The sequence below is a fragment of the Frankia alni ACN14a genome (assembly GCF_000058485.1).
Taxonomy (GTDB): domain Bacteria; phylum Actinomycetota; class Actinomycetes; order Frankiales; family Frankiaceae; genus Frankia; species Frankia alni.
In genome coordinates, this window is sequence record NC_008278.1 from 701,218 (window position 1) to 726,125 (window position 24,908).

Sequence of the window (24,908 nt, forward strand, 5' to 3'; positions counted from 1 at the left end):
CCGGCCGGGGTCCCGGGCCCCGCGCGGCCTCGGCCGGATCCGTGGCCGGCCGTGCTCCGCCTGTGATTCTCGTCCTGAGGGCCGGTCTTGGGTATTCCGGTTCACCCCGTCGGGTGAGTTCTACCGCGACGCCGGGTTGATTCCCCCATGGTGGTCCGGTTGGCACCCGTTCGCACACCGGGAGGTAACACCAAAGTTCCGTCCGTGCCGGCCGGTCGGGCGGGCCGTTTGACCTGCGGCAATGGCACCCAGCCGGCAGACACGGCCACGAGGGGGGCGACGGGGGCCCGCCGCCGGCGGCATCGGCGCCGATCGGGACGTAACCGAACGGAAGCGGGGGTGGTCTTCGTCTCCCGGCACCCTCGTGGCACTGTAGAAAGCGCGATGACGACATCATTCCCGCGCAGGTTCACCGCCCGGACCCAGGCCGCGCTCGCCGTCGAACGCCTGGCGGCCGAGGCGTCGCGCCGGCTTGGCCGCGGGTCGGGCGAGATGATCGGCGGCAAGCTGGCCCTGCGGGTCTCCCCGGGGGCGCTGGCCGAGGTCGGCTCCCACCGCCGCACCGCGTGCGTGTCGGGCACCAACGGCAAGACGACCACCACCCGGCTGCTCGCCCGCGCGCTGGGCACCGGCGGGCCGGTGAAGTCGAACAGCGGCGGGGCGAACATGGCGCCCGGCGTCCTCGCCGCGCTCTCGCGTCCCCCGTTCGACGCCGCCGCCGCCCTGGAGGTCGACGAGATCTGGCTGCCGAAGGTGGCCAGGGAGATCCTGCCGCGGGTCGTGCTGCTGCTCAACATCAGCCGCGACCAGCTCGACCGGTCCAACGAGACCCGGCGCATCGCGTCGATGTGGCGGGAGCTCGGCGCCGAGCTGCCGGACGCCACGGTGGTCGCGAACGTCGACGACCCGCTGGTCGCCTGGGCGGCGGCCGGCTGGCGGCGGCAGGTGTGGGTGTCGGCCGGGCAGAACTGGACCGCCGACGCGATGGTCTGCCCCCAGTGCGCCCGGCTGCTGCACCGCAACGAGGCCGGCTGGTGGTCCGAGTGCGGGCTGGCCCGGCCCGAACCGATCGTCGCGGTCACCGGGCCCCGGGAGCTGCTCTGGTACGGCCGCACCATCTCGGCTCACCTCGACCTGCCCGGCCGGGTCAACCTCGGCAACGCGGCGATGGCCGCCGCCGCGGCCCGTGAGCTCGGCGTCGAGGTCGAGGCGGCGCTGGGCGCCATGGCCGGCCTCGGCGACGTGCAGGGCCGCTACCAGGAGGTCGTCCTCGGCGAGCAGGGCCGCCGCGGCCGGCTGCTGCTGGCGAAGAACCCCGCCGGCTGGGTGGAGATGATGGAGCTGCTCGCCGACGCGCCGCCCCGGCCCGTCGTCATCGACTTCAACTCGCAGACCGCCGACGGGCGGGATCCGTCCTGGATCTGGGACGTCCCCTTCGAGCGCCTCGCCGGCCGGCAGGTGCTCGTCACCGGCGGGCGCAAGGAGGACATGAGCGTGCGGCTGGCCTACGCGGAGGTGCCGCACAGCGTGCACGCCAGCGCCGAGGACGCGGCGCTGGCGGCCAACGAGAAGGTGGTCGACGTGGTCGCCAACTACACGGCGTTCCGGGACCTGCTGGTCCGGAGTTCCCGATGAGGCGCACGTCCGCGACCCGGATCGCGCTGATCTACCCCGAGCTGCTCGGCACCTACGGGGACGGCGGCAACGCGATCGTCCTCGAGCAGCGGCTGCGCTGGCGGGGCCTGCCGGTCGAGGTGGTCAACGTCCCCGCCGGCTCGCCGGTGCCGGACAGCTGCGACATCTACCTGCTCGGTGGGGGCGAGGACGCGCCGCAGGTCCTCGCCGCCGACGGCATCCGGCAGAACCGGGCGATCGTGCGCGCGGTGGGATCGGGGGCGGCCGTGCTCGCGGTCTGCGCCGGCTACCAGGTGATCGGCGCGACGTTCCCGTCGGGCGGGGAGATCCACGAGGGGCTCAACCTCGTCGACATCGAGACCCGCCGTTCGTTCGCGCCCCCCGGGACGCCGCCGCCCGGACGGGCCGTCGGGGACATCGTCGTCGAGCCGGATCCGCGTCTCGGCCTGCCCACCCTGTACGGGTACGAGAACCACGCCGGGCGTACCCGGCGGCTGCCGGGGGCCGGCGGCTTCCCGCTCGGCGTGGTGCGCCGCGGAATCGGCGACGGCGACGGCGGCACCGACGGTGGTGGCGGCACGGGTGGTGGCGGTGGCACGAGTGGCGACGGCGGAGGCACCGACGGCATCGTCGACGGGCGGGTCGTCGGCACCTACCTGCATGGGCCGGTCCTGGCGCAGAACCCGGCGCTCGCCGACCTCCTGCTGACCTGGATCCACGGCGAGCTCCCGCCGCTGGACGCCCCTCGGGAGGCACAGGTGTTGCGCGAGGCCCGCCGCCGCGCGCTCGCCACCTCCTGACCCCGGCGGCGGCCCCACGACCCGCTCGGTCCCGCGGCCGCCTCGGACGAAGGAGTAGGTCCGAGCGTCATCTGGTCGCCCGTTTCCGGCGTTTCCCGGCTACCGGTGTGGTTCGGTTGGATCGTGGCGTCGAATCCCCTTGCCGGCTGGTGGGGCAAGAACAAGCGAACCGTACTCATCGTCGGGGCCGTCATCGTCGTGCTGTGGGTCTTCATCGAGCGCGGCAACGGCCCGAAGACCAAGCGCGTCAGCATGCCCAAGGACTACGGCTCGGCCGACCGGGAACTGCTCGTGCACGCCCCGTCGGACCCGAAGGATCCGATCCCGCTGGTGCTGATCCTGCACGACGACAACGTCGACGCCAAGACCCTCGACCATGACAGCGCCGCCGGCTCGGTGGCGAACGCCCGCAACTTCGCGGTCGCCTATCCCGAGGCGGTCGGCGGCACCTGGCGGATCGACTCCCCGGACGGCGCCGACGCGAAGTACCTGCGCGACGTGGTCAGCTACGTCTCCGCGAAGAAGACCAAGGTCGACCCGAACCGGATCTACGTGTGGGGCGTCGGCGAGGGCGCTCGGCTCGCGCTGACCGTCGTCTGCGGCGGCGCCAAACCGATCTTTGCGGCCGTCGGTGTGGTGGGGCAGTTCACGCAGGAGCCGCAGTCCGCCTGCCCGGGTCGGGCACCGGAGGCGAGGGTTGCCGAGACCAAGTGGAACAAGAAGGTCAGCGAGACGCTGTGGACGGCCTCCGCCAAGCACCACCTGGGAGCCTGAGCCCCGAGCCTCAGTCCGAGTCCGAGAACCTGATACCGGGCCCTGGGCCCGGGGCCGCTGACCGTCTGCCGGCCGAGGCCGGCCCGTCTGAGCGAGAGGCCGTCCGCAGAGGCGCCCGATGGCGGCCCTCCACGGCCTCCAGGTGCCGCGTACGCGCCCGCGACGGCTGGGTGGAAGCGAAGGTCCGCCGATGCCGCCGGGAGGGGGGTAGCGGCATCGGCGGACCTCAGTGGCCGGATGGAACCCGAGGGCCCGCCGGCCTCCCGCTGCGGATGGGGGGGGAATCCGAGGGAAGGCCGGCGGGGTCGGGGGCCTTCCGGCCGGACGGACGTCAGATGGGGGGGAGATCTGACGTCCGTCCGGCCGGAAGGAGGCGTTGCCCGGCTGGCACGGAAGCGAGGTCGGGTCGTGGTGCCGCGGGCGATGGCAGGGCCCGCGTACTGGAGCTGGTCCCGGCTCGGCCAGGACTACGACGCCGCCCGGCTTCGGCGGGCGCGCGGACCGGGTGCAGGTGGTCCGGCGGTGTCTCGGCGTCGGTGGTGTCTCGGCGTCAACGGAGTCTCGGCGTCGGCCGCGTCGTGGAACAGCGTCCGGGGCAGCCGCGATGATGACCCGGACGGTTCGGCGATGCGCACCTTCCGCCTGCCGGGGGGAGCAGGCCCGGCGGGGCGGGCACGACGGTGTACGGACGCGCGGTGAACCGAGGCCTGACCGGCGATCTGACCGCACGCGCGACCGGAGGGGGAGGCCGCGTCGCGATCGGCTCGGGGCTGGACGGGCTTCGTCGCACTTCCAGCCGGACGAGGTGACCACCGCAGGGCCGGCGCCGCACCGCAGGGCACCGTGCGCTGGCGTGAACGCTCTTAGACGCGTCCGACGTAGTAGGAGGTGGTGTAGATCGACTGGAGCTTCACGACGCTGCCCGTGTGCGGGGCGACCCACATCTTGCCGTCGCCGGCGTAGATGCCGACGTGGTAGATGTCTCCGGGCGAGCCGAGGAAGATCAGGTCGCCGGGCTGCTTGTTGTACTGCGACACCCGGGTGGTGGCGGCAAACTGGGCGTCCGTGGTCCGCGGCAGGCTCTTGCCGAGCTGCTTGAAGACGTACTGGACGAGCCCGGAGCAGTCGAACGAGCTCGGGCCGTCGGCGCCGTAGACGTACGGCTTGCCCGCCTGCAGGGAGGCCAGGTAGACGGCCTTCGCGCCGATCGAGCTGGACGGCACCGGCACGGACACCTGGGGGGAACCGACGGAGACGCCGCCGGAGAGGCTGCCCAGGCGGGCCGAGACACCGGCGAGCGGGGCCCGCTGCGGGCGCACGTTCAGGGTCGCGTCGTTGACCGAGTGGGCGGACTGCAGGGCGTCGGTGCCATCGAAGATCGCCGTGACGTTCGTCGTGGTGAGCACCCGCGCCGTGTAGGACGCGTAGCCCTGCGCGTTCGTCTGGAGGTGCTTGAAGGTGGCCCACCCGGTGGGGAGCTTCACCTGCACCTTGACGAGCTGGTTCGCCAGCGGCTCGTGGGTGGCCTCGTTGTACAGCGAGAAGCCGATGTCGACCGGCTCGTCCGCGTTCACGGTCACGTCGGGGTTCGTCACCCGCAGGCCGACCTGGACCTTGCCGGCCAGGGGCGGGGCGTCGAGCCCGTTCGCCGCACCGAGAGTGAGTCCCGAGGAGCTGTGCTCGCTGACCGCCGCCGCGGCGATGCTGCCACCCAGGGCGGCACGCGAGCCGATCTGCGCGGCGAGGGTGATCGGGGCGGTGTTCGGCGACTCTTCCAACGCCGTGTCGGCGTGGACGTCGGTGGCGCAGCCGGCCAGGGCCACTCCGGAGACAGCGACAGTCCCGGTGGTCATCGCGGCGAAGGCACGAGCACGGGCCCGGCTACGGGCGACCGGCGGCACGGTCTGGGCGCGGTGACGGCCGCGACCGGCGACGCGCGAATCTTCGTCGAGCTGCACGCTTTGCGCGGACAACGGTGTATTCCTTCCCGTACGCCTGCGAAGTGAGCTGTCGGGTTCGGGCTGGGCTGCCCGGTCCGAGGCGTGGCCTTCACGCACATCGGACTTGACCCCGAGACCAGCACCGCGGGTCGGTGCCGGCCGATGGAGGTGGGTCCCCCGCTCCTGCCCCAGATGACGACTCGGAGGGGACACCGTGGCCGGGGGCAGGATTCGGCGTTCGGCCCGGTGTTGTCGTGACGTCGGCGTGAGACTAGTCCACTTTGACGGGGTGGGTAAACACTAGTCCTTCCCAACTACAGCGAGTGTGCACCGAAGTGCCCCTGGACGGGACGCTCGGTCCGGCCCGTGCCGGCGGCCGCCACGGCCGCCCGATCGGCCAGGGAAACCGGGTATGGCCTGGGGTTCCGCCCTCGTCGAGAGGGTCGGTACGGACGGCTCGTGCGACGCCGACAAAGGCCCGGGCCCACCCCGGTCACTTCGGTCGAGCACCACGTACTCACGTCAGGTAGTCGAGCGGGCGGGGGTACCGGTATCCCCGGTCGGCCGCGGGCTCATCGGGCCCGGCCGCGCCGGGTCAGGAATCCGGCCGCGTCGAGCACCTGGAGTTCGACGGCGAGCTCGTGCACCTCGCGGGGCAGGGAACGGTGGTGGGCCAGGGCGGCCACGGCGGCGCGGGCATGGTCGGCGAGCTCGTCCAGGGCGTGCTGGCGCTGGCGCATGCGGGCCCGCTCCTCCTGGATCGTGCGAACGGTGTCCTCCTGCCAGCGCCGGGTCCGGATGAGGTGCTCGCTGGCGTCGGCGGCCTGGCGCTCGGCGTCCTCGAGCCGGTTCAGCAGCGCGTCGAGGGCTTCGAGTCGCCCGGCGAGCTCGGCGATCAGGTCGCCCCGCTCGGGCAGGATGGCGGTCTCTCGCCGCTGGGGGTCAGACGAGGGCATGTACTCCCCTGACGGGTGGGGGATCGGGGAACCGCTCCGAGCGGTGGGCACGAGACCCGGTTGCTCCGACACGGTTGGTAACGGTAACCGACGGGGAGGGCCGGGTGTAACCCATCGTACGGATACGTCACGGCAGTCAACTGATAGCGAAAATGAGCTATGGACCGGCTACCCTTGCCAGGTTTTCGAGTGCATAGCACGCCCTGTGTTGTTTGTGGACTCTTTCGCCCGATTCGGGGCCCCCTGTCGCCCAACGGATCGGCGTCGTCGGGGTAGGAGTGGCCGGCCGCCCCGTTCGGGTCGTCCTGACGGCCAGGGCGCGACGGCCGGCCGGGCGCCGGCCGACCCCGCAACTTCTGTGACGTTGAGTAGCGGCAGGGCTGGTGGCGGGGGAAACGCGGCGGCCGTCGGCGGCGTCAGAGCCAGCCGTTGCGTTTGAACGCCCGGTACAGAAACAGGCAGGCCGTCGCCATCACGGCGAGAACCGTTGGGTAACCCCAGGTCTGGCGCAGTTCGGGCATGTGCTCGAAGTTCATTCCGTAGATTCCGGCCAGTGCCGTGGGAACGGCGGCGATCGCGACCCAGGCGCTGATCCGCCGCATGTCCTCGTTCTGGGCGATCGTCACCTGGGTCAGGGTGGCCTGCAGCACCGACGACAGCAGCTCGTCGAAGTGTTCGATGCGCTCGCTGACCTGCTCGAGATGGTCGGCGACGTCCCGGAAGTACCGCCGCATCGCCGCGTCGACCAGCCGCGGGCCCTCCGCCGTGAGCGTGCGCAGCGGGCCGGCCAGCGGCTGGACGGCGTGCTTGAGCTCCAGCAGCTCGCGCTTCATCTGGTAGGCGCTTTCCGTGGACGGGGTCTGGTCGCGCCGGAACACGCCGGCCTCGATCTGGTCGACGTCGACCTGGATCTTCTCCACGGTGTCGACGTAGTTGTCGACGACGCTGTCGCAGATGGCGTGCAGCACCGAGGTCGGCCCGTGCCGGAGCATCTCCGGCGTGGCCTCGAGCCGGCGCCGCAGCCGGGTCATCTCCCCGTGCTGGCCGTGCCGCACCGTCACCACGAAGTCCTCGCCGAGGAAAATCATGATCTCGCCGGTGGTGACCACCTCGGAGGTACCCGTCACCTCGGTGTGTGCCACGTAGCTGGCGGTCTTGAGGACCACGAACAGGTGGTTCTCGTACTGCTCGAGCTTGGGCCGCTGGCCGCCGGTGACCGCGTCCTCAACAGCAAGCTTGTCCAGGCCGTACTCCTGCGCCACGGCGGCGAGCTGGTCGTAGCTGGGCTCGAACAGGCCCAGCCAGGCGAAACCGTCGCGTTCCGTCCGCGCCACCCGCAGCGCGTCGGAGTGATCGACCTCCATCGTCACGCACCGCCCATGGCTGTAGACCCCGCACGCCATCACCCGGCCGTCGGGCGTCGCCGGCAGCTCGACCCGCCGCGCCCGGCGGCGCTTGCGGCCAACCCGGACCAGCGACACCGGCCGGCTCAGCGCGCCGGCGAGCCGGTGCGCGTTCGCCGAGGCCTGCCCCAGGGCGTCCTCCAGGGCGTCGAGCACCGGATGCTCGCCGCCCGCCTGGCCGGGCACGCCCGAGCGACCGTCCGGTTCCGTGTGCCCCGGTTCCGTGTGCCCCGGTTCCGCGCGCCCCGGTTCCGCGCGCCCCGGTTCCGCGCGCCCCGGTTCCGCGCGCCCCGGTTCCGCGCGCCCCGGTTCCGCGCGCCCCGGTTCCGCGCGCCCCGGCCCCGTGTGCCCCGGCTCCGCGCCTGCCGCGTCGTCTCGCACCATCGCCTCTTTCCCGTCGCCCACGTTGCCCGCCGCCCACGTTGCCAGTCGCCCAGGTTCCCGAGTTGCCGAGGTGCCCAGCTTCCCAAGCGGCCAAGCTTCCCAAGTGGCACAGCTTCCGCGGAACGCCCTCGCTTCCGCGTGCCCTCGTTCGCCGCGGGGTCCCCTCCATGGTGACAAGTCGGGCCCGGCCGCCACGACGTGATCCGCGGCTCGCCCCGGACGCGGCTCGATCGCCCCGGACGCGGGTCGGCATCGCTGGCAGGGGGATGGTTCGTGTGTGGTCCGAGGTTCGAGCGAGGGTCGGGAGGCAGGACCGTCGCTACTCGGAGATGCACACATGTGGCCTCGAGTAGTGATGACCTACTCGTTTAGGCTGATCGGCCATGGTGACCGAGGATCTGCCGCAGCTCGTGCGACTCGACGCGCCGATCGCCGCCGTGGTCATCCATCCCCGGGGCGCCCGGATCACCCGGCGGGGCCGGGTTCGGCTGCCCGTTTCCGCGGGCTACGGGTCCGTGGGGACGGGTCTCCGGGTCGAGCTGGACGGCCTGCCCTGGGAGCTCGCGCCCGACTCGGTCCGCGTCGGTGGCCGGGGCCCGGGCCGGGTGCTCGGGGTGGACGTGGTCGCCCGGACGCACCCGGAGCCCGCCGACACCGCCGGCGCGGATCTCGCCGCGCGCCGGCTCGCGCTGGCCGCGGAGCTGACCGCCATCGCCGACGAGGACGACGCCGAGCAGGCGCGGCGGGGCTTCCTCGACGTCGCCGCGCGCACCGGAGCCGCCGCCCTGGCGCGGTCCTGGGCGTCGACCCCCGGCGCCGCCGAGGGGTTGGCCGCCGCCGAGGATCTGCTCGCCACCCGGATCGGCGAGGTCCACGCCCGCCGCCGCGCCCTCGCCGGGCGCCGCGACGACCTCGAACGGCGGATCGCGGCGCTCGACCGGACGATCGAGGCCCGCCACGCCCCCCGCGTCCCGGACACCCGCACCGTCGTCGTCGACCTCGACCTCGACGCGCCTGCCGACCTCGACGCGCCTGCCGACCTCGACGCGCCTGCCGACGCCGACGCCCCTGCCGACCTCGACGCGCCTGCCGACCGCGACGCCCCTGCCGACGCCGACGCCCCTGCCGACCTCGACGCCCGTGCCGACGCCGACGCGATCACCGACGCGGATGTGGGTGCGGACGTCGAGCCCGACGCTGGCGTGGAAGCCGGCCGGCAGTCCGCCGAGGAGGGGGCCGAGGTCGAGCTGGAGGTGTCCTACCTGGTCTCGACCGCGGGCTGGCGGGCCGGCTATGACGCTCGCCTGGACGGGGAGCGGGTCACACTGACCTGGTTCGCGCTGATCGCCCAGCGCAGCGGCGAGGACTGGCCGGCCACGGCCGATCTCGTGCTCTCCACGGCCCGCCCGGCCGCGCACGCGGACCTGCCCGAGCTCACGCCCCAGTTCGTGGACCTGAGCCAACCGTCCCCACTCCCGCCGCCGGCCGTGGCTCGGACGGCCGCGGTGCCTGCCGCCGGCGGGACGCCCCCGGGCCAGTCCCGAGGCCGGTCGAAGGCGAAGCAGACGAAGGTCCTGAGGCCGGCGGTGGCCGACGAGCCGGAGATCGACTTCGCCGGGTCGGCGACCTACCGGCCGCCCCGGCGGGTCGCGATCCCGGCCGACGGCGGCCGGCACCGCCTCACCGTCGCGGTGATCGAGTTCGGCGCCTCCCTCGATCATCTGACCGTCCCGAGGATCTCGCCCGACGCCTACCTGCGGGCCACCATCACCAACACCTCGCCGCACACCCTGCTGCCCGGCAAGGTCTCGATCTTCCACGGCACGGACTTCGCCGGCAGCGGCACCATCGGCACGGTGCCATCGGGGGCCGAGGTCGAGCTGCATCTCGGCGTCGACGACCGGGTGCGGGTCGAGCGTGAGCTGGTCCACCGGGCCACGGGACGCCGCGTGGTCGGTGGCAACCGGCGGATCGAGGCCGGCTACCGCATCGAGGTGACCAACCACACCCCCCGGCCGGTCCGGGCGGTGGTGCGCGACCAGATCCCGGTCTCCCGGCACGAGAGTGTCGCCGTCCGGGACTTCCAGGCACGGCCCGAACCGGACGAACGGACCGACGTCGGCCTGCTGTCCTGGACGCTTGCCCTCGGTCCGGGTGCCACCGGGCGGGTGGAGTTCTCGTTCCGGCTGGAGCATCCCCGCGGGATGGAGCTGACCGGCTGGCGCGACTGAGCCGACGCCGCTCAGGCGGTCGTGTCCGCCGGGGCGCGCAGCCGGCGGGTCCACGCGCCCTCGACGATCTCGCCGCGGGCGTCGATGATCGCCCAGTCGACGACGTCGGCGCTGCGGATGCGCAGGGGCCGGCCCATCCGGATGTGCGCGACCGACGGGTGCGCGCCGTCGTTCAGGCTGCGCCCGCCCAGCAGGGTCGCATGCTGCCAGCTTGACACCAGGGCCCAGGGCCATTCGGCCCCGTCCGGGACCGCCACCTGGTGGCGCACGATCAGGGTCCCCAGGGGCGGAAGGTCCCGGCCGAGGAACCGGCGCCGAACGTCGACGAGGCGTGAGCGAGCGGCGAAGACCGCCTGGTCCCGGGCCATGGGGACATTACTGCCAACCATGCCCACAATAGTAGTGGAATCCTTCCTTACGGTAGGCATCGGTGTGGGCGACCGGCACCTTTTGTGATGCTCTCGGTACCGTTGCGTGAGGACCATCGGGATGCGGCCCCGGTCGCGAAGGCGTAGCTTCACAGTGCTGATAACTCTCCGCTACGTATCAACCCATCACGGGTGAGGTGATCATGGCTGAGACGTTGACGACCCTGGTGGACGCGGCGCACGAGGATGCCGTCCATCTCCTGGAGCTGTCCCGCGACGGCCGCGACGCGACCGGCGCCCCGGACGCGACGCCCACCGATCCGCGCCAGGCGCTGCATGCCAGCGACGCGGCGGTGGCGGCCGTCTCGGCCCACCTCAGTGCGATGGAGGCGGTCGTCTACCCGGAGATGGCCCGCCGGGTTCCGGGTGGCCGCGCGCGGGTCGCCGAGCTGGGCCGGTTGGCTCGCCGGTGCTCGTCGGTGATGCGCGGGATCGAGCAGTACGTGCAGGGCGACCTCAACCGCCCGGCGGGCAGCGTCGCCAGCCTGCGCCGAGACCTCGCGGCACTGCTCGCCGAGCATGCCAGGGCGGAGGACGGGTTGCTGCGTGAGCTCACCGAACGGCTCTCCGACGCGGACCGCCAGCACCTGGTCGACCGCTTCGCCGACGCCATGCGCCACGCCCCGACCCGGCCCCACCCGCATCTCGGCCACGGCGGGATCTTCGGTGGCAGCCTGGCGATCCGGCTGCTCGGCAGCTTCGATCACCTGCTCGACGTGATGGATTCGCGCGAGGTGGCCGGCGCCCCGGTGCGGGCCCCCGCGCCTGCCGGGCTGTGGGGCTGGTACCTGCTCGGGCGGCCCACCTCGCCCGCCCCGGAGTGGCCGGCGGCGGATCAGCCCGCCCCACCGGCCGACCGGGCCCAGCCGGAGGCCGAGATCGCCTCCGGGCCCGAGATCGGGTCAGGGCGCTCTGCCGCCCGTGGGACCGGCCCGCGCCGCTGAGTCCTCGACGCTCACCCCTCGCGGGGCCCGGTGTGGTCGCCCCCGGATCCCCGGCCGATCCGGCGCGCCACGGCCTGACCCGATGGTGAAATGTCCCTAACCTCGGTCAGGTGGCGGCCGTGGCGTACAGCGCGATCGGCGTTCCGCTGCGCGCGATTGCCCGTGGGCATGCCATGCTTCGGGTCCAGGATGGGCCTAAATGGCCCGCGTGTCGTGCACTGCCGAGGAGATGTGTCAGGAACCGAGAGCACCGCGGTCCGGGTGCCAGGAACGGAACCGGCGGATGTGGTCTGGCCGATACTCCTCGTCGAGGACGATGACGCGGACGCCTATCTGGTGTCCGAGCTGCTCGACGAGGTTGCGGCGCCGGTCGAGCTGACCCGGGTGCGCACCGTGGCCGAGGCGGTCCGCCGTAGCAAGCAGGTCTCCTGCGTGCTGTTGGACCTCGGGTTGCCCGACAGTGAGGGCCTCTCGGCGCTGCGCCGGCTGCTGGCGGTGGAGGCGGGCGCGCCGGTCGTCGTGCTCACCGGCCTGGTCGACGAGTACCGGGGCGCCCAGGCGGTCGCCGCCGGCGCCCAGGACTACCTCGTCAAGGGCCAGGTCGACGGGCGGGACCTGGTGCGCGCCGTGCGCTACGCGATCGAACGCAAGCGGGCCGACACGGCGGCGCAGGCGCTGCGCGAGTCGGAGCTGCGTGCCGACGAGCGGGCCCGGCTCGAACGCGGCCTGTTGCCCCGTCCGCTCTACGACGACCGCCAGCTGCTCCACGCCGCCCGCTACCGGCCCGGTCGGCAGCAGTCGCTGCTCGGCGGAGACTTCTACGACATGGTGTCCACCCCCGACGGGACGATCCACGTGCTGCTCGGCGACGTCTGCGGGCACGGCCCCGACGAGGCCGCCCTCGGGGTCAGCCTGCGTATCGCCTGGCGAACCCTCGTGCTGGCCGGGGTGGCGGAGGCCGACCGGCTCGGGTATCTCCAACGGGTGCTGGTCAGCGAACGTGAACGCGACGAGATCTTCGCCACCGTCTGTGCCCTCTCGATCGCGCCCGACCGGGCCTCGCTGCGGATGCGCCTGGCCGGCCATCCGCCACCCGCGCTGCTGCACCCCCGGCTCGCCGCGTTGCCCGGTGACGTCGTCGGGCCGGCACTGGGCATCCTCGACGAGGACCTCACCGAGGAGGTGCTGGTCGAGCTCGGCCCGCGGTGGGTGCTGCTACTGGCGACCGACGGCCTGCTCGAGGGCCGGGAGGGCCCGGGCGGGGAGCCACTCGGCTGGGAGGGTGTGCTGCCCGAGATCGCCCAGCTCTGGCCCCCGGACGGGCCGGACGGCCTGCTCGACAGCCTCATCGACCGGGTCGAGGCCCGCAACGGCGGCCCACTCACCGACGACGTCGCCCTGCTGCTGCTGATGTGGGGGGCCGACTGATGGCGGTGCCCAGTGGGCCTTCCGGCACTCTCGACCCGGAGGGCACCCCCGGCTCACCCGGCTCACCCGCCACCCCCGAGTCGATCAGGTCCAGGTCCAGGTCCGGGTTCGGGTTCGGGTTCGGTCGGAGCTGGCCGTTGCGGCGCCGGCTCGGGGTGACCTACGCGGTCGCGGCGGTGGCCCTGCTCATCATCGTCGGGCTGGTGGTGTCGTCGCTGGTGCGGCTGGACAACGCCATCCACACCCGCAGCGACATCATGGCCCCGGCCCTGCTGGGTTCCGCGCAGCTCGTCAGCAGCCTGGTCGACCAGGAGACCGGGATGCGCGGCTACCTGCTCCAGGGGCACGAGGAGTTCCTCGAGCCCTACAACTCCGGCCGCCGCGATGAGAGCGCCCAGCTCGCCGACCTGCAACGCCGGCTTGCCGAGCGGCCGGACCTGCTCGGCAAGCTCCGCACCCTCCGGGAGCGGATCCTGGCCTGGCACCGCGACTACGCCGACCCGTCCATCACCGCCGTGCGCGACCGGGGACCGAAGGCGGCGACCGCGCTGTCGCCGGAGGTCGGCAAGCGGCGCTTCGACGCGGTCCGCGCCGCGTCCGACGACCTGGAGTCGGCGCTGCGGACGAAGGCGATCAAGGCCCGGAACAACGTCGGCGCCGCGCTGCACTTCCTCGTCCTCGCCCTGGCGATCGGCGCGCTGGTTCTGATCGTCCTGCTGGCGGCGATCGCGCGGGCGTTGCGGGTCTGGGTCACCCGGCCGATCGAGCAGGTGGCCGCCGATGCGCGGACCGTGGCCTCCGGCCGGCTTGATCACGTGGTCGAACCTGCGGGGCCGCCCGACATGATCGCGCTGGCCGGCGACGTGGAGTCGATGCGCCAGCAGCTCCTGAGCGAGCTCGGGGTCGCGCGGGCGGCGCGGATCGCCGTGGAGACGCAGGCCGAGGTGCTGCAGCGGTCCAACCGTGACCTGGAGCAGTTCGCCTACGTCGCCTCGCACGACCTGCAGGAGCCGCTGCGGAAGGTGGCCAGCTTCTGCCAGCTGCTGGAGCGGCGCTACGGCGACAAGCTCGACGAGCGGGGGACGCAGTACATCGCCTTCGCCGTCGACGGCGCCAAGCGGATGCAGCAGCTCATCAACGACCTGCTCGCCTTCTCCCGGGTCGGGCGGAGCACCGACGGCTTCGTCGAGATCGCGCTCGGCGACGTCCTCGGCCGGGCCACGACCACCCTGTCCCTGTCGATCGAGAGTCTGCAGGCCGAGGTCACCGCGGACGAGCTGCCCGTCGTGCGGGGTGATCCGGTGCTGCTCACCCAGCTGCTGACGAACCTGATCGGCAACGCCTTGAAGTTCCGCGGTGACGAGATCCCCCGCGTGCATGTCAGCGCCGTCGAGCGGGCAGAGGACTGGGAGTTCGCCTGCGCGGACAACGGCATCGGCATCGACCCGGAGTATGCCGAGAAGATCTTTGTGATCTTCCAGCGTCTGCACGGTCGGGACGTGTACGAGGGCACGGGGATCGGGTTGGCCCTGTGCCGCAAGATCGTCGAGTTCCACGGTGGCAGGATCTGGCTGGACGCGACCGTGGAGCACGGCACGACCTTCCGCTTCACCCTGCCCAAACAGGCTCTGCTGGCTCCGATGTCCGAGCCGGCCGCCCTGGTCGGCGCCGTCGAGGCCGCGGGCCTGCCATCGGTGTCCGCCCCGGCGTCGGCGGCGTCGTCGGCGGCGGCGCCGTCCACGGCCGAACCGCCAGCACCCGTACCGTCCAACCCTGCCCCCGCCCCCAACAGCGCAAGGTCATCCGGAGGATCATCGTGAGCGAACCGCTCGTCCCGGTCGAGGTGCTTCTCGTCGAGGATGATCCCGGCGACGTGCTGATGACCCGGGAGGCGTTCGAGGACCACAAGCTGCGCAACCACCTCAACGTGGTCAGTGACGGCGTCGAGGCGCTGGCCTACCTGCGCGGCGAGGGGGAGTACGCGGGCTCACCCCGCCCCGACCTCATCCTGCTCGACCTGAACCTGCCGCGCCGCGACGGGCGGGAGGTGCTGCGCGAGGTCAAGGCCGACGAGCGGCTACGGCGGATCCCGGTGGTGGTGCTCACCACCTCCGAGGCCGAGGAGGACGTGCTGCGTAGCTACGACCTGCACGCCAACGCCTACATCACCAAGCCCGTCGACTTCGAACGGTTCGTGGCGGTGGTGCGTCACATCGACGACTTCTTCGTCACCGTCGCCCGCCTGCCCGGCCAGTAGGTCCGCCCGGCCGCCCCGCGGTCGCACCGCCGGGCGGCACGGCGCTGGTGGGACATCTCACCGGGGACGATGGTGGCATCGGTGTGGTGCCCGGTCGCGGGGTGGATGACCTGCCGGGCGACGCTTCGCCCGCCGCTTCCGGGTGGTGCGGGCGGGGCAGAGATCGGGGAATCGGTGCGCGGCACCTGTCGCGGTGCGCCCCGCCACGGCCGGCGTCGCCTAGAGTGCGGCTCATGGCGACCGGACCGGAACCCGCCCAGCGCCGCGCCCGCGCGCAGCGGCAGGCGCTCGCGGATCTGCTCACCGACCTCGGCCCGGGTCATCCCACCCTCTGCACCGGGTGGACCAACCACGACCTGGCCGCGCACCTCGTCACCCGCGAGCGGGTGCCCTGGGCCGCGCCCGGCCTGGTGATCAGCAGCCTGCACGGCATCACCGAGCGGGCCGAGCGGGCCACCATGCGGGCCCACCCCTATCCCGAGCTGGTGGAGACCTTCCGGGCCGGACCACCATGGTGGCAGCCGACCCGGCTCGGGCTGATCGACGACGCCGCGAACTTCGTCGAGTTCTTCGTCCACGCCGAGGACGTTCGCCGCGCGGACGCCGGCTGGGAGCCTCGCACGCTGGACGACACGAGCCGCGACGCGATGTGGGCGGCCCTCCGGCTGATCGGATTCGCCGGGTTCCGCCGGGCCGGTGTCGGCGTCGTCGCCGAGCGCACCGACCGGCCAGGCCGGCGCATCCTGCACGCCGGCGAGCCGACTGTGGAGATCATGGGGCCGCCGGAGGAGCTCGTCCTCTACGCGTTCGGGCGGATCGAGGCCGCCCGGGTCGAGCTGCGCGGCGCCGACGACGACGTCGAGCTCCTGCGCGCGACCCCCGTCGGCCTCTAGCGCGCCCCAGCCCGATCCCAGCCCCAGCTCCAGCCCCAGCCCCAGCCCCGGTCCCGGTCCCAGTCCCGATCCCGGCCCTGGCTCCAGCCGCGATCTCTGCTTATCCGGAGCCCTTCCGCGTCCGATTTATCCCTCTGGATAAACATGGTGGCCGGTGGCGGGCGGCGATTCGCGCCACATCGGAGGGTCGGGGCGTTGGTAGGGGCTCGTGCGGGGGTTCGGGGTGCCAGGCTGGCAGGATGGCCCCGCAAACTCGCCTGGCCGCGCGGGTCGTGCTCGTCGACCCCGCCGACGCGGTGCTCCTGCTCCGGTCGCACGATCCGACCCTCGACGACGCGCCGCAGTGGTGGCACGTGCCCGGCGGCGGCCTCGACGCGGGGGAGAGCGCCGAGCAGGCCGCGGTCCGGGAGGTGTTCGAGGAGGTCGGTTACCGCCTCCTCGACCCGGGTCCGGCGGTCGCCACCCGCCGTGCGTCGTTCACCTATCTGGGCCGCGAGTACGCGCAGTTCGACACGTTCTTCGTCGCCCGGGTCCCGCACCGCCTCGAACTCGACTCGTCGTCCTGGACGGAGACCGAACGCGGGTCGATCCTCGGCTGGGCCTGGTGGACCGTGCCCCAGCTGCGGGCGACGAAGCAGACGGTGTATCCAACGCGCCTGGTCGGCCTCGTCGAGGGCTGGCTGCGTTCGGGACCGCCGGCGGCGCCGATCCGGCTGTGACGGCGCCGCCGGCCGGTTCACCAGAGCGAGGCGTAGGTGGCGGCGGCGGTCGGGTTCTCGTTCGGGCCGACCAGGGACGAGTGCACGTTGCCGGCCTCGGAGTTGTTGAAGTACGTCTCGTAGGCGAGCACGTCCCGGTTCGCGGCGAACGTCTGGTACATGTTGCGGACGTAGACGGGGTTGTCCCCGCCGGCCTGCCCCGCCCGGCCCGCCCCCGTGTCGGACTTGCTGACCAGGCCCCATTCGGGGACCGAGAACTGCTTGCCGTGCGTCCGCGCAAACGCGATCACCGAGCACAGGCCGGTCGGGTCGGCGCACTGCTTCGCGAAGGCCGCGTCGGTGGTGCTCGCCGGCCACTGGTCGTAGCTGTCGATCCCGATGATGTCGACGTACTGGTCGCCCGGATACACCGACCAGGCTCCGCCGCTGTGGGCGTTGAGCGCCCAGTCGATGCGGGCCTGGGGGTCCGTCGAGCGGATCGCGCCGACGACCTGCCGGAAGCAGTTCACCCAGGTGGTGGCGTTCGTCTTGGAGACCGACCAGGGGAACCAGTTGCCGTTGAACTCCCAGGCGAGCCGGATGATGCTCGCCGGGCGCCCCTTGCTGACCAGCCAGCGGCCGAAGTCGGCCCAGTGGCCGGAGTAGGCGCCGCTCGCGCAGGAGTTCATGTCGCCGCCACCGGTCGGGAAGAAGGGCTGCGAGATGATCCACGTGCCGTTGAACGTCGAGAACTTCTCCGGTCCGCTGCCGAGCCAGGGGTTGGTGATGGTCTGCCAGCTCGACCGGTCGGCGAAGGTGAGCACGGCGTTGACGGGCGAGCCGCGGAAGCTCTCCCACGCCCGCACCTGGGTCATCGAGCCGGCGGAGACGCCGCTCATGCCACCCGGCACAGAGCCGCCCCCGCCACCGGCGGGCACGATCGGTACCGGGGCGGCCGGTGGCTTCGCCGTCGGCCTGATGGTCGGGACCGCCGGCTTGGTGAGGGCCGGTACCACCGGCTTCGCGGTGGTCGCGGTGGTCGTGGCGGCCGGCGCGCCCGCGCCCGCTCGGCTGGGAGACGGCGAGGCGGCCGGGACGTGACCGCGGCCCGTGCCGCTCGGTCGCGCCGAGGCGCTGGGCGTCGCCTTCGGGTCGCCGCCGTGATGGCGCGCGTTCACGTGGACGGCGGCGGCCTCGACGGTGGAGCCGTCATCGCCGGCCGAGTCGTGTGCGGGGGCGATGCTCCACCCGATGGCGGCCGCGAGCAGGGCCAGGACGCCGAGCGAGGCGATCCAGGCGGGATGGTGCGGACGGCGGCGCCGACGGCGGGAGCCGGCTCGGGCTCGGGGCGGGCTGGGGTTGCCCTCCGATCGGTGTTTCACCGCAGGTATCCCTCCGTGCGTGGCGGTGGCGTCGTCAGAACCCCCCCGGGTCCCTGCTTCGGCGTCGAAGCTGATGACCTCCGTGTCGCGCAGCGGCCTGAGATGTATGGAGTGGCCGCCGGGTTACCCCCTCGGTGCCCCGGACGGCTGCCTAGTTAGATATGACGAGACCCTACACGGAGGGAATCTGGCGCGTTGTCCCAGCTCGGACGCTATGCACGATTCGTCCGTACTGGTGGGTCTCGAACCATGTGTGCGCCTTGTGGGAGCCGTGGGTTTGATGGGTCCGGCGGCCGTTCGGGGACCCCTGGTAACTCGGTGCTCCGGCGGCCCGCTGGGCGGGTCGCTCCGACCGCGTCGCGTGGTGTGGAACGTATGGCAGGCAGAGGTTCCGGTTGTGTCACAATGTGCGCGCGGACCGGGGCGCCGCGGTGGTTCACAGCGGTGACCCATGGATCGTGCGGGGATCGGGAGTCATGGCCGGCGCGTGCCGGCGGCTGCTGGTCCGGTGCCCCGGTGGTCATGGCAGCCAGGCGCGGCGGCGGCCGGGTTTCGGCCTGGACGCCCCGCCGACATCAGGAGCGCACCGTATGTCCCAGCCACCCGAGTACCCGCCGGGCGGGTACCCGCAGGGCGGTCACGACCAGGGTGGCCAGGGCCAGGGCGGCTACGGCCCAGGTCAGGACCAGGGTCAGGGCGGCTACGGCCAGGGTCAGGGTGGCTACGAGCAGGGCCAGGGTGGCTACGGCCAGGGCCAGGGCGGCTATGAGCAGGGCCAGGGCGGCTACGGCCCAGGCCCAGGCCAGAGTCAGGGCGGCTACGGTCAGGGCGGCTACGGCCCAGGTCAGGACCAGGGTCAGGGCGGCTACGGTCAGGGCGGCTACGGCCAGGGTCAGGGTGGCTACGAGCAGGGCGGCTACGGAGCTCCGGTGCCCGGCTACGGACCGCCGCCGGGCGGGTACGGGGCGCCGCAGGGCTTCGGCAGCCCGGAAGGCTACGGAGCGCCGCCCGGCTACGGGGCTCCCGGGGGCTACGGTGCCCCCGGCGGGTTCGGCCCGCCGCCGCCGTATGGCCGGCCGATCTCGAACTACCTGTGGCAGTCGATCGTCGTGACCGTCCTGTGCTGCCTGCCTGCCGGGGTCGTGGCGATCGTCTATGCGACCAAGGTCGACGGTCGCCGGCAGATGGGCGACCTCAACGGGGCGCTCGACGCCTCGAAGAAGGCGCGGATGTGGTGCATCATCTCGGCGATCGCCGGTGTCGCGTCGTTCGTGATCTTTCTCGTGGTGGCCCTGGTCGGCGGCTTCGACAGCAGCTCGAGCACGTCGTACTCGACGCTCGGGCCGGCTGCGGTCTGACGGCGCCCCGCGGTGTCCAGTCCGCCCGGTGGTGAACGTCCGGACCCCGCCGGCCAGCTCGGCGGGTTCGATCAGTCCGGCGGGTTTGATCAGTCCGGCGGGTTCGGTCAGCCGGGTGGTTGGCCGCAGGGGGAACCGGGTGGCTGGCCGCCGCCGGAGGCGGGCGGCGCGGTCGCGACGCCCGCCGAGGACCGGCCCATCCGGACCTACCTCTGGCAGTCGCTCGTCGCGACGCTGCTGTGCTGCCTGCCCACGGGGATCGTGGCGATCGTCTACGCGACGCAGACCCAGACGCGGCTGCAGGCCGGCAATCTCGCGGGTGCCCGGGAGGCGTCGGGCCGGGCCAGGCGCTGGTGCGTCATCTCGCTCATCGCCTTCGTGGTGGTCCTGCTGGTCTACGTCGTCGCCATTGTGATCACTGTGGCGATCGTGTCGCGCAACGACTGATCCCGCCGCTGTCGCCGTCCCGACCCACGGTCTCGCCTGGCGCGGGGCGGGACGGGACGGCCGGCGCCGGCGCCCAGGCGGGATGCTCCCGGGCGGCCCACCAGACCGGCACCGTGCCGGTGCGAATTCCGACCCGTGCGACCGGGTCGTGGGCCGCCATCCACAGGTGCCCGACGACCCCGAAGAACAGACCGTAGGCAAGCAGGTCGTGCACGAACGTGGCGCCGGTGCGGTAGCCGATCGGGATCGGGCCCAGCGGCCCGGCTCCCCACTGCATGATCATGCCGGTACCGAGCATCACGAGGGCGCCCCCCGCGACGAAGGCGGCGAACAGCTTCTGCCCGGCGTTGAACTTCCCGACGCCGGCCACGATCCGGGCCCGGGCGGCGGCCCGCCGCCAGGAACCGAACCGCAGGCTGGCGCGCAGCCAGGCGCGGTCGGCCGCGGTGAACCGGTTGAGCGCCCGCAGGTCGCGGCGGTAGCCGGCCGAGACGGCGGCGACGAGCATCGGCACCGGCAGGGCGAGCCCGGCATAGAGATGAACGGTCTCGACGAGCTGGCGGCGACCGACCAACCGGGCCAGCGGCGGCAGGTAGAGCGTGGCGCCCGTGAGCAGGCAGCAGCCCATCAGGGCCGCGGTCAGCCAGTGCACCCACCGGGGCACCCGGCCGAACCGGCGGACCAGGCCCGACGGGGTCGCGATCCGCCCCGAACCGGGCGCGGGTAGGTCGGCGGGCGACGGCGGCGGATCAGACGGCTTCATCGGCCCGGCCGTTCGACCGGCCGACCCAGCCGTCGACGTCGTACCCCTGGCGTTCCCAGTAGCCCGGGGTGACCGTGTCGACCACCTCGATCTCGCCCAGCCATTTGATCGACTTGTAGCCGTACATCGGCGCCACGTACAGGCGGACGGGCCCGCCGTGGTCGTGCGTCACCGGCGCGCCGAGCATGGTCAGGGCTACCAGGACGTCCGGCCGGGTGGCCTGGGCGAGGGTGAGGCTTTCGGTGTAGACGCCGTCGAAGGAACGGAAGGTCAGCGCGGTGGCGGCGGGCTGGACGCCGGCCGCCGCGAGCAGGTCGCGCAGCAGCACGCCCGACCAGTGCACCGCCCCGACCCGCCAGCCCGTCACGCACTGGAAATCGCGCACGAGGGTCGTCTGCCGCATCCGGGCGAGATCGGCCAGCGTCAGCGTCATCGGCCGGTCGACCAGGCCGTGCACGCGCAGCCGGTAGTCGTCCGGGCCGAGCCTGGGGACGCTGGAGGTCACCGTGTAGTAGCGGAAACCCCCGACGGGCACGAGATCGGACAGCCCCGTCGGGTCCTTCTCGCGGATCGGGGTGACCACCCGCTCGACGGCTCGCTCCACCGGCGCCCCGAACGCGACCCCCGCGGCACCGAGGGCGACCATGCCGAGGACGACCCGTCGTCCCACCGGCGAACCCTCGGATGCCACACCGTCCAGTGAACACCGCCGCCGGCGCGGCCGGCCGCGGCCCTGGCGATTGACAGCGTTCCCCAAGGTTCGGGCCGCCGTCAGCCCGGGCGGGCCTGAGGTTCGGGCCGCCGTCAGCCCGGGCGGGCCGCCGTCAGCCCGGGCCGTTGCGGCCCCCGACGGCGGCCAGGACGCCCAGCAGGACGACGCCGGCGGCGGTGGCGGCCAGACACCAGGCACGGCAGCGCCGGGAGGCCAGCCGCGCGCCGGCCACGTCCCCCCGGGCGAGCCGCTCGCTGGTCCGCATCGAGTACACCAGCCCGAACGCCCCGACCGGCGCGCACAGGATGGTCGCCACGATGGACAGACCAAGGTGGCTGCGAACCCGCACGGCCCGGTGGCTGGGCGCTCGCCGCTGCGGCAGTCGATCCTCGCCGTCCGCCCGCGTACGGATCGGCAGCCAGGCCCGTGGATCATGCGGATCGAGCCGCGGATCCGGCACGCTCCAGGGCTCGCCCGCGGCCTGGACGCCGTTCTCGCCTCGGGAACTGCTCCCGGTGCGGATGCCGAAGCCGGTGCGGATGTCGAAGCCCGCCTGAACTTCGAAGCCCGCCTGAACGTCGGAGCCCGCGCGGATGTCGGGGTCGGTGCGGAGGTCGGGGTCGGTCCGGGTGGTGGAGTCGGTGCGGGTGGCGGAGCCCGCGGCGCGGGCGGTGGCGGCTGCGCCGGCCGGCCGCATCGGCGGGTACGCCGGCCAGGCCGCCCGGCGATGGGGGTGGGTGCCCGGCCCCTGGGACCGGCTCGTCGGGTAGCCGGTCGAGTAGTGGTGACCGCTGGAGAAAAAATGGTGGCCGGTGGTCTCCCCGGCGCCCGCGGCCCGGTGGGCGGAGCGCCGGGCTCGGACGTCCGCGGCTGGTGAGGCCGGTGCGGTTGGCGAAGTCGATGCGGTTGGCGAAGTCGGTGCGGCGGGTGAGGTCGGTGCGGCCGGTGCGGTTGGTGTCGCCGGCGGGGTGGACGCGGCTGGCGGGGTGGCGCGTGTGTCCCGGTGCGGGCGGCTGAGGCGGCCGGTGCGGGCGTCGTAGTCGTCGCGCCACTTCTCCAGCAGCTCGTGCGAGGCGACGATGAGCTGCATCGCGCGGACCGAACCGGGATGCCGGCTGGCCGGGTTGTCCGGGTGGTGGACGCGGACCCGGGCCCGGTAGGCGCGGCGGATCTCGGCGCGGTCGGCGGACCGGCTCACGCCGAGGACGGCGTAGGCGTCGGTCCCGTCGAGTTCGCGGACGAGCCGGTCGAACGGGCTCACCGGGCAGGGCGATCGCAGCCGGCGGAGCGCCGCTGCCGTGTCGGAGGCGCCATCCGATCCCCTGTCGTCGTCAGCCGGGCACGTTAGGTGGTAATCATAGGCTTTTGTCTGGCCGGGCGTCTGCCCTCATGACATAAGAGTGATCAGGCGGTGACATCGCGGCGCGCCAGAGTGATCGCGCCCAGCAGGGCGGCGCCCATCGCGTAGGCCGTACCGACGAGCAGCGCCGTCCCGTAGCCGGCGTCGCTGACGCCGCCCTGGCCGATCGCGTCGAACACGAGGCCGGGCAACACCCGGTTCGACGCGCCCCACGACTCCTGGATGATGTGCTCGATCGGGAACGTCCAGGCGACCCCGACCGCCAGGGTGAGCGCGGTCGAACGCAGCACGAGCCCGAGCACCGTGCCGGCCACCCCGAAGAAGGCGGCGGCGACCAGCGCGTTGAGGTAACCCGAGGCGAGATGCCGCACACCGTCGCCGCTCCACCAGGCGGACGTGTCGATCCCGCGCAGCGTCGCGGTGACGTACCCGACGCCCACGCTCAGGACGACCGCGCCGATCAACGCCGCGGCGGTCAGGGCGAGCATCACCGACATCCGACCGGCCAGCCAGCCCAGCCGGCGGGGTTCGCGCAGGAACAGTGTTCGCAGCGTCCCCTGGCTGTACTCGAGGGTGATGGTGATCGCGAAGACGAGGAAGATCAGCAGCCCGGTGAAGGTGCTGCCGCTGATGAAGCCGAGGGCCATCCCGTCCGCCGCCGACACCTGGCCGGTGGTGACGCCGAAGCCGCCCGACCCGCCGGCGCCGGCCGCGCCGGGTCCGCCGGCATCGGCCAGACCGAAGAGCAGAGCGGTGGACAGCACGCTGAGGACGGCGAGAATCGCCATCGCGACGGCGGTGCTCGGCCGCCACAGCTTGATCAGCTCGGCGCGCAGGGATCGCCGGGCCGCCAGGACGAGGTTCATCGGGCCGTCTCCACGTTGGTCGTGACGTGCGGGGGAGGCGTGACGTGCGGGGGAGGCGGGACGGCGGCGTCGGCGCGGGACTGCGCGACCAGGCTCTGGTAGCGGTCCTCCAGGCTGGGCCGGCGCGGCGAGATCTCGATGAGGGTGATGCCGTGGGCCGCGGCGGCCCGGTTGATGCCGGCGAGCAGGCGAACGTGCTCCCGGGAGTCCGACGGCCCCGCGCTCAGGCTGGCGACGACCTCGTGGGCCCCGCGGACCGCCGGCACGGACAGGCCGGCGAGCAGGTCCGCGACCAGCGCGAGGTCCTCGTCGTGTTCGGGGCGCAGCACGACGTCGTGAGTGCGGGTGGCCATCAGGTTCTCGGTCGGGCCCTGGTAGGCCAGCCGGCCGCCCTCGACGACGATCAGCCAGTCGCAGATCTGCTCCACCTCGGCGAGCAGGTGCGACGAGATCAGCACCGTGCGGGTGCGGCTCGGGCCGCCGGACGGGGCGGGCGCGCCGGACGGGGCATCCGCCAGCGTGCGGATGAGCTCGCGCATCTGGCGGATGCCGGTGGGGTCCAGACCGTTCGTCGGCTCGTCGAGGATCAGCAGGTCCGGGTCGGCGAGCAGGGCGGCGGCGATGGCGAGTCGCTGCTTCATGCCCAGCGAGTAGGACCGCACCCGGTCGCCGCCGCGGCCGGTCAGGCCCACCTCGTCGAGGATGCCCTCCACCCGGGCGGGATCCTGGCCGCCGAGCGCGGCGAGCGCGGTGAGGTTGCGAGCCCCGGACAGCGCCGGGTACAGCGCCGGACTCTCGATCAGCGCGCCGACCCGCGGCAGGTAGGCGGCGGGCGCGTGCAGCGGCCGGCCGAGCACGGTGCCGCGCCCGCCACTGGGGCGGACCAGACCGAGCAGCATCCGCAGCGTCGTGGTCTTGCCGGCGCCGTTGGGCCCGACGAAGCCGGCGACGACACCTTCGGGAACGGCGACGTCCAGCCCGTTGACCACGGTGCGCCGGCCGTACCGTTTCGTCAGGCCGCGGACGTCGATGGCGAGACGGCGAGCCGGGTCCGCCTCGTCCAGGGCTCCGTCGGGCCGGGGGACGGGAACCTCGCTCCGACCGTGAGGGTGGGCCGCCGCGGTGCGCCGGCCTGTGGTTGTCGTCATGCCGATCAGCGTGCCGGCGCGAACGGGGGACGTCGTCCGTCAGCGGACGACACCGGTGTACGCAAGCGAGCGTGTCCCGGCCGCGTTCCCGGTACGCGCCA

General features: G+C 73.1%; 22 protein-coding genes and 1 riboswitch. Of the genes, 12 read left to right on the plus strand and 10 right to left on the minus strand.

Going from position 1 to position 24,908, the window contains the following annotated elements:
- The first annotated feature begins 384 nt into the window (after positions 1-384).
- From FRAAL_RS02790 to FRAAL_RS02800, 3 genes are all read left to right on the plus strand, one after another.
- Positions 385-1,635 (plus strand): MurT ligase domain-containing protein, encoded by a 1,251-nt coding sequence (locus FRAAL_RS02790; RefSeq protein ID WP_011601886.1) that lies wholly within the window; start codon positions 385-387, stop codon positions 1,633-1,635.
- On the plus strand, positions 1,632-2,435 hold the full coding sequence (locus FRAAL_RS02795) for a type 1 glutamine amidotransferase (protein WP_011601887.1): 804 nt from the start codon (positions 1,632-1,634) through the stop codon (positions 2,433-2,435). The genes FRAAL_RS02790 and FRAAL_RS02795 overlap by 4 nt, the downstream gene beginning before the upstream one ends.
- A 105-nt stretch (positions 2,436-2,540) precedes the next feature.
- Positions 2,541-3,209, plus strand: coding sequence for a PHB depolymerase family esterase (locus tag FRAAL_RS02800; protein WP_011601888.1), 669 nt, complete (start codon positions 2,541-2,543; stop codon positions 3,207-3,209).
- Positions 3,210-4,072: 863 nt separating this feature from the next.
- Here the strand turns inward: FRAAL_RS02800 and FRAAL_RS02805 are convergent.
- The 3 genes from FRAAL_RS02805 to corA form a co-directional block, all read right to left on the minus strand.
- Positions 4,073-5,182, minus strand: a complete 1,110-nt coding sequence (locus FRAAL_RS02805; RefSeq protein ID WP_231861475.1) for a C40 family peptidase — start codon at positions 5,180-5,182, stop codon at positions 4,073-4,075.
- Between the two features lie 5 nt (positions 5,183-5,187).
- Positions 5,188-5,365: riboswitch (cyclic di-AMP (ydaO/yuaA leader) on the minus strand.
- Between the two features lie 356 nt (positions 5,366-5,721).
- A complete protein-coding gene (locus FRAAL_RS02810) occupies positions 5,722-6,105 on the minus strand; it encodes a hypothetical protein (protein ID WP_011601890.1) in 384 nt (127 codons plus the stop codon).
- A gap of 416 nt (positions 6,106-6,521) precedes the next feature.
- On the minus strand, positions 6,522-7,892 hold the full coding sequence (gene corA, locus FRAAL_RS02815; protein ID WP_372666337.1) for a magnesium/cobalt transporter CorA: 1,371 nt from the start codon (positions 7,890-7,892) through the stop codon (positions 6,522-6,524).
- A 383-nt stretch (positions 7,893-8,275) separates the two neighbouring features.
- Between corA and FRAAL_RS02820 the strand changes: the two genes are divergently transcribed.
- Positions 8,276-10,123: a DUF4139 domain-containing protein gene (locus FRAAL_RS02820; protein ID WP_011601894.1), complete on the plus strand. Its 1,848-nt coding sequence runs from the start codon at positions 8,276-8,278 to the stop codon at positions 10,121-10,123.
- 11 nt (positions 10,124-10,134) lie between these two features.
- On the opposite strand, the gene FRAAL_RS02825 is transcribed toward FRAAL_RS02820, so the two are convergent.
- On the minus strand, positions 10,135-10,512 hold the full coding sequence (locus tag FRAAL_RS02825; RefSeq protein WP_231861476.1) for a hypothetical protein: 378 nt from the start codon (positions 10,510-10,512) through the stop codon (positions 10,135-10,137).
- Positions 10,513-10,694: 182 nt separating this feature from the next.
- On the opposite strand from FRAAL_RS02825, the gene FRAAL_RS02830 reads away from it, so the two are divergent.
- The 6 genes from FRAAL_RS02830 to FRAAL_RS02855 all read left to right on the plus strand — a co-directional run bounded on the left by FRAAL_RS02830 (position 10,695) and on the right by FRAAL_RS02855 (position 16,792).
- The gene (locus tag FRAAL_RS02830; protein WP_041938743.1) at positions 10,695-11,495 is read left to right on the plus strand and encodes a hemerythrin domain-containing protein; all 801 of its coding nucleotides are present in this window, start codon (positions 10,695-10,697) and stop codon (positions 11,493-11,495) included.
- Positions 11,496-11,726: 231 nt separating this feature from the next.
- Complete coding sequence (locus FRAAL_RS02835; RefSeq protein ID WP_050996991.1) at positions 11,727-12,923, plus strand: PP2C family protein-serine/threonine phosphatase; 1,197 nt, start codon at positions 11,727-11,729, stop codon at positions 12,921-12,923.
- The gene (locus FRAAL_RS02840) at positions 12,923-14,743 is read left to right on the plus strand and encodes a sensor histidine kinase (protein WP_085949698.1); all 1,821 of its coding nucleotides are present in this window, start codon (positions 12,923-12,925) and stop codon (positions 14,741-14,743) included. The genes FRAAL_RS02835 and FRAAL_RS02840 overlap by 1 nt, the downstream gene beginning before the upstream one ends.
- On the plus strand, positions 14,740-15,180 hold the full coding sequence (locus FRAAL_RS02845; RefSeq protein ID WP_011601901.1) for a response regulator: 441 nt from the start codon (positions 14,740-14,742) through the stop codon (positions 15,178-15,180). The genes FRAAL_RS02840 and FRAAL_RS02845 overlap by 4 nt, the downstream gene beginning before the upstream one ends.
- A gap of 233 nt (positions 15,181-15,413) precedes the next feature.
- The gene (locus FRAAL_RS02850) at positions 15,414-16,073 is read left to right on the plus strand and encodes a TIGR03085 family metal-binding protein (protein ID WP_011601902.1); all 660 of its coding nucleotides are present in this window, start codon (positions 15,414-15,416) and stop codon (positions 16,071-16,073) included.
- A 239-nt stretch (positions 16,074-16,312) separates the two neighbouring features.
- Positions 16,313-16,792, plus strand: a complete 480-nt coding sequence (locus FRAAL_RS02855) for an NUDIX hydrolase (RefSeq protein WP_041938744.1) — start codon at positions 16,313-16,315, stop codon at positions 16,790-16,792.
- A 17-nt stretch (positions 16,793-16,809) separates the two neighbouring features.
- Here FRAAL_RS02855 and FRAAL_RS02860 read toward each other — a convergent pair whose 3' ends face one another.
- Positions 16,810-18,153 carry a glycoside hydrolase family 26 protein gene (locus tag FRAAL_RS02860; protein ID WP_011601904.1) on the minus strand — a complete coding sequence of 448 codons (1,344 nt, stop codon included), beginning with the start codon at positions 18,151-18,153 and terminating at the stop codon, positions 16,810-16,812.
- A 590-nt stretch (positions 18,154-18,743) separates the two neighbouring features.
- Here FRAAL_RS02860 and FRAAL_RS35710 point away from each other — a divergent pair.
- Positions 18,744-19,511 carry a CD225/dispanin family protein gene (locus FRAAL_RS35710; RefSeq protein WP_011601906.1) on the plus strand — a complete coding sequence of 256 codons (768 nt, stop codon included), beginning with the start codon at positions 18,744-18,746 and terminating at the stop codon, positions 19,509-19,511.
- Positions 19,512-19,523: 12 nt separating this feature from the next.
- A complete protein-coding gene (locus FRAAL_RS02870) occupies positions 19,524-19,958 on the plus strand; it encodes a CD225/dispanin family protein (protein ID WP_011601907.1) in 435 nt (144 codons plus the stop codon).
- On the opposite strand, the gene FRAAL_RS02875 is transcribed toward FRAAL_RS02870, so the two are convergent.
- The 5 genes from FRAAL_RS02875 to FRAAL_RS02895 all read right to left on the minus strand — a co-directional run bounded on the left by FRAAL_RS02875 (position 19,927) and on the right by FRAAL_RS02895 (position 24,807).
- A complete protein-coding gene (locus FRAAL_RS02875) occupies positions 19,927-20,721 on the minus strand; it encodes a cytochrome b/b6 domain-containing protein (RefSeq protein ID WP_011601908.1) in 795 nt (264 codons plus the stop codon). The two genes, FRAAL_RS02870 and FRAAL_RS02875, sit on opposite strands and share 32 nt — an antisense overlap.
- A complete protein-coding gene (locus tag FRAAL_RS02880; protein ID WP_011601909.1) occupies positions 20,708-21,367 on the minus strand; it encodes a molybdopterin-dependent oxidoreductase in 660 nt (219 codons plus the stop codon). The genes FRAAL_RS02875 and FRAAL_RS02880 overlap by 14 nt, the downstream gene beginning before the upstream one ends.
- Positions 21,368-21,545: 178 nt before the next feature.
- Complete coding sequence (locus FRAAL_RS02885) at positions 21,546-22,694, minus strand: CD225/dispanin family protein (RefSeq protein ID WP_011601910.1); 1,149 nt, start codon at positions 22,692-22,694, stop codon at positions 21,546-21,548.
- 143 nt (positions 22,695-22,837) lie between these two features.
- The gene (locus FRAAL_RS02890; protein ID WP_011601911.1) at positions 22,838-23,659 is read right to left on the minus strand and encodes an ABC-2 transporter permease family protein; all 822 of its coding nucleotides are present in this window, start codon (positions 23,657-23,659) and stop codon (positions 22,838-22,840) included.
- On the minus strand, positions 23,656-24,807 hold the full coding sequence (locus FRAAL_RS02895; protein WP_157891970.1) for an ABC transporter ATP-binding protein: 1,152 nt from the start codon (positions 24,805-24,807) through the stop codon (positions 23,656-23,658). The genes FRAAL_RS02890 and FRAAL_RS02895 overlap by 4 nt, the downstream gene beginning before the upstream one ends.
- Positions 24,808-24,908: the final 101 nt, after the last annotated feature.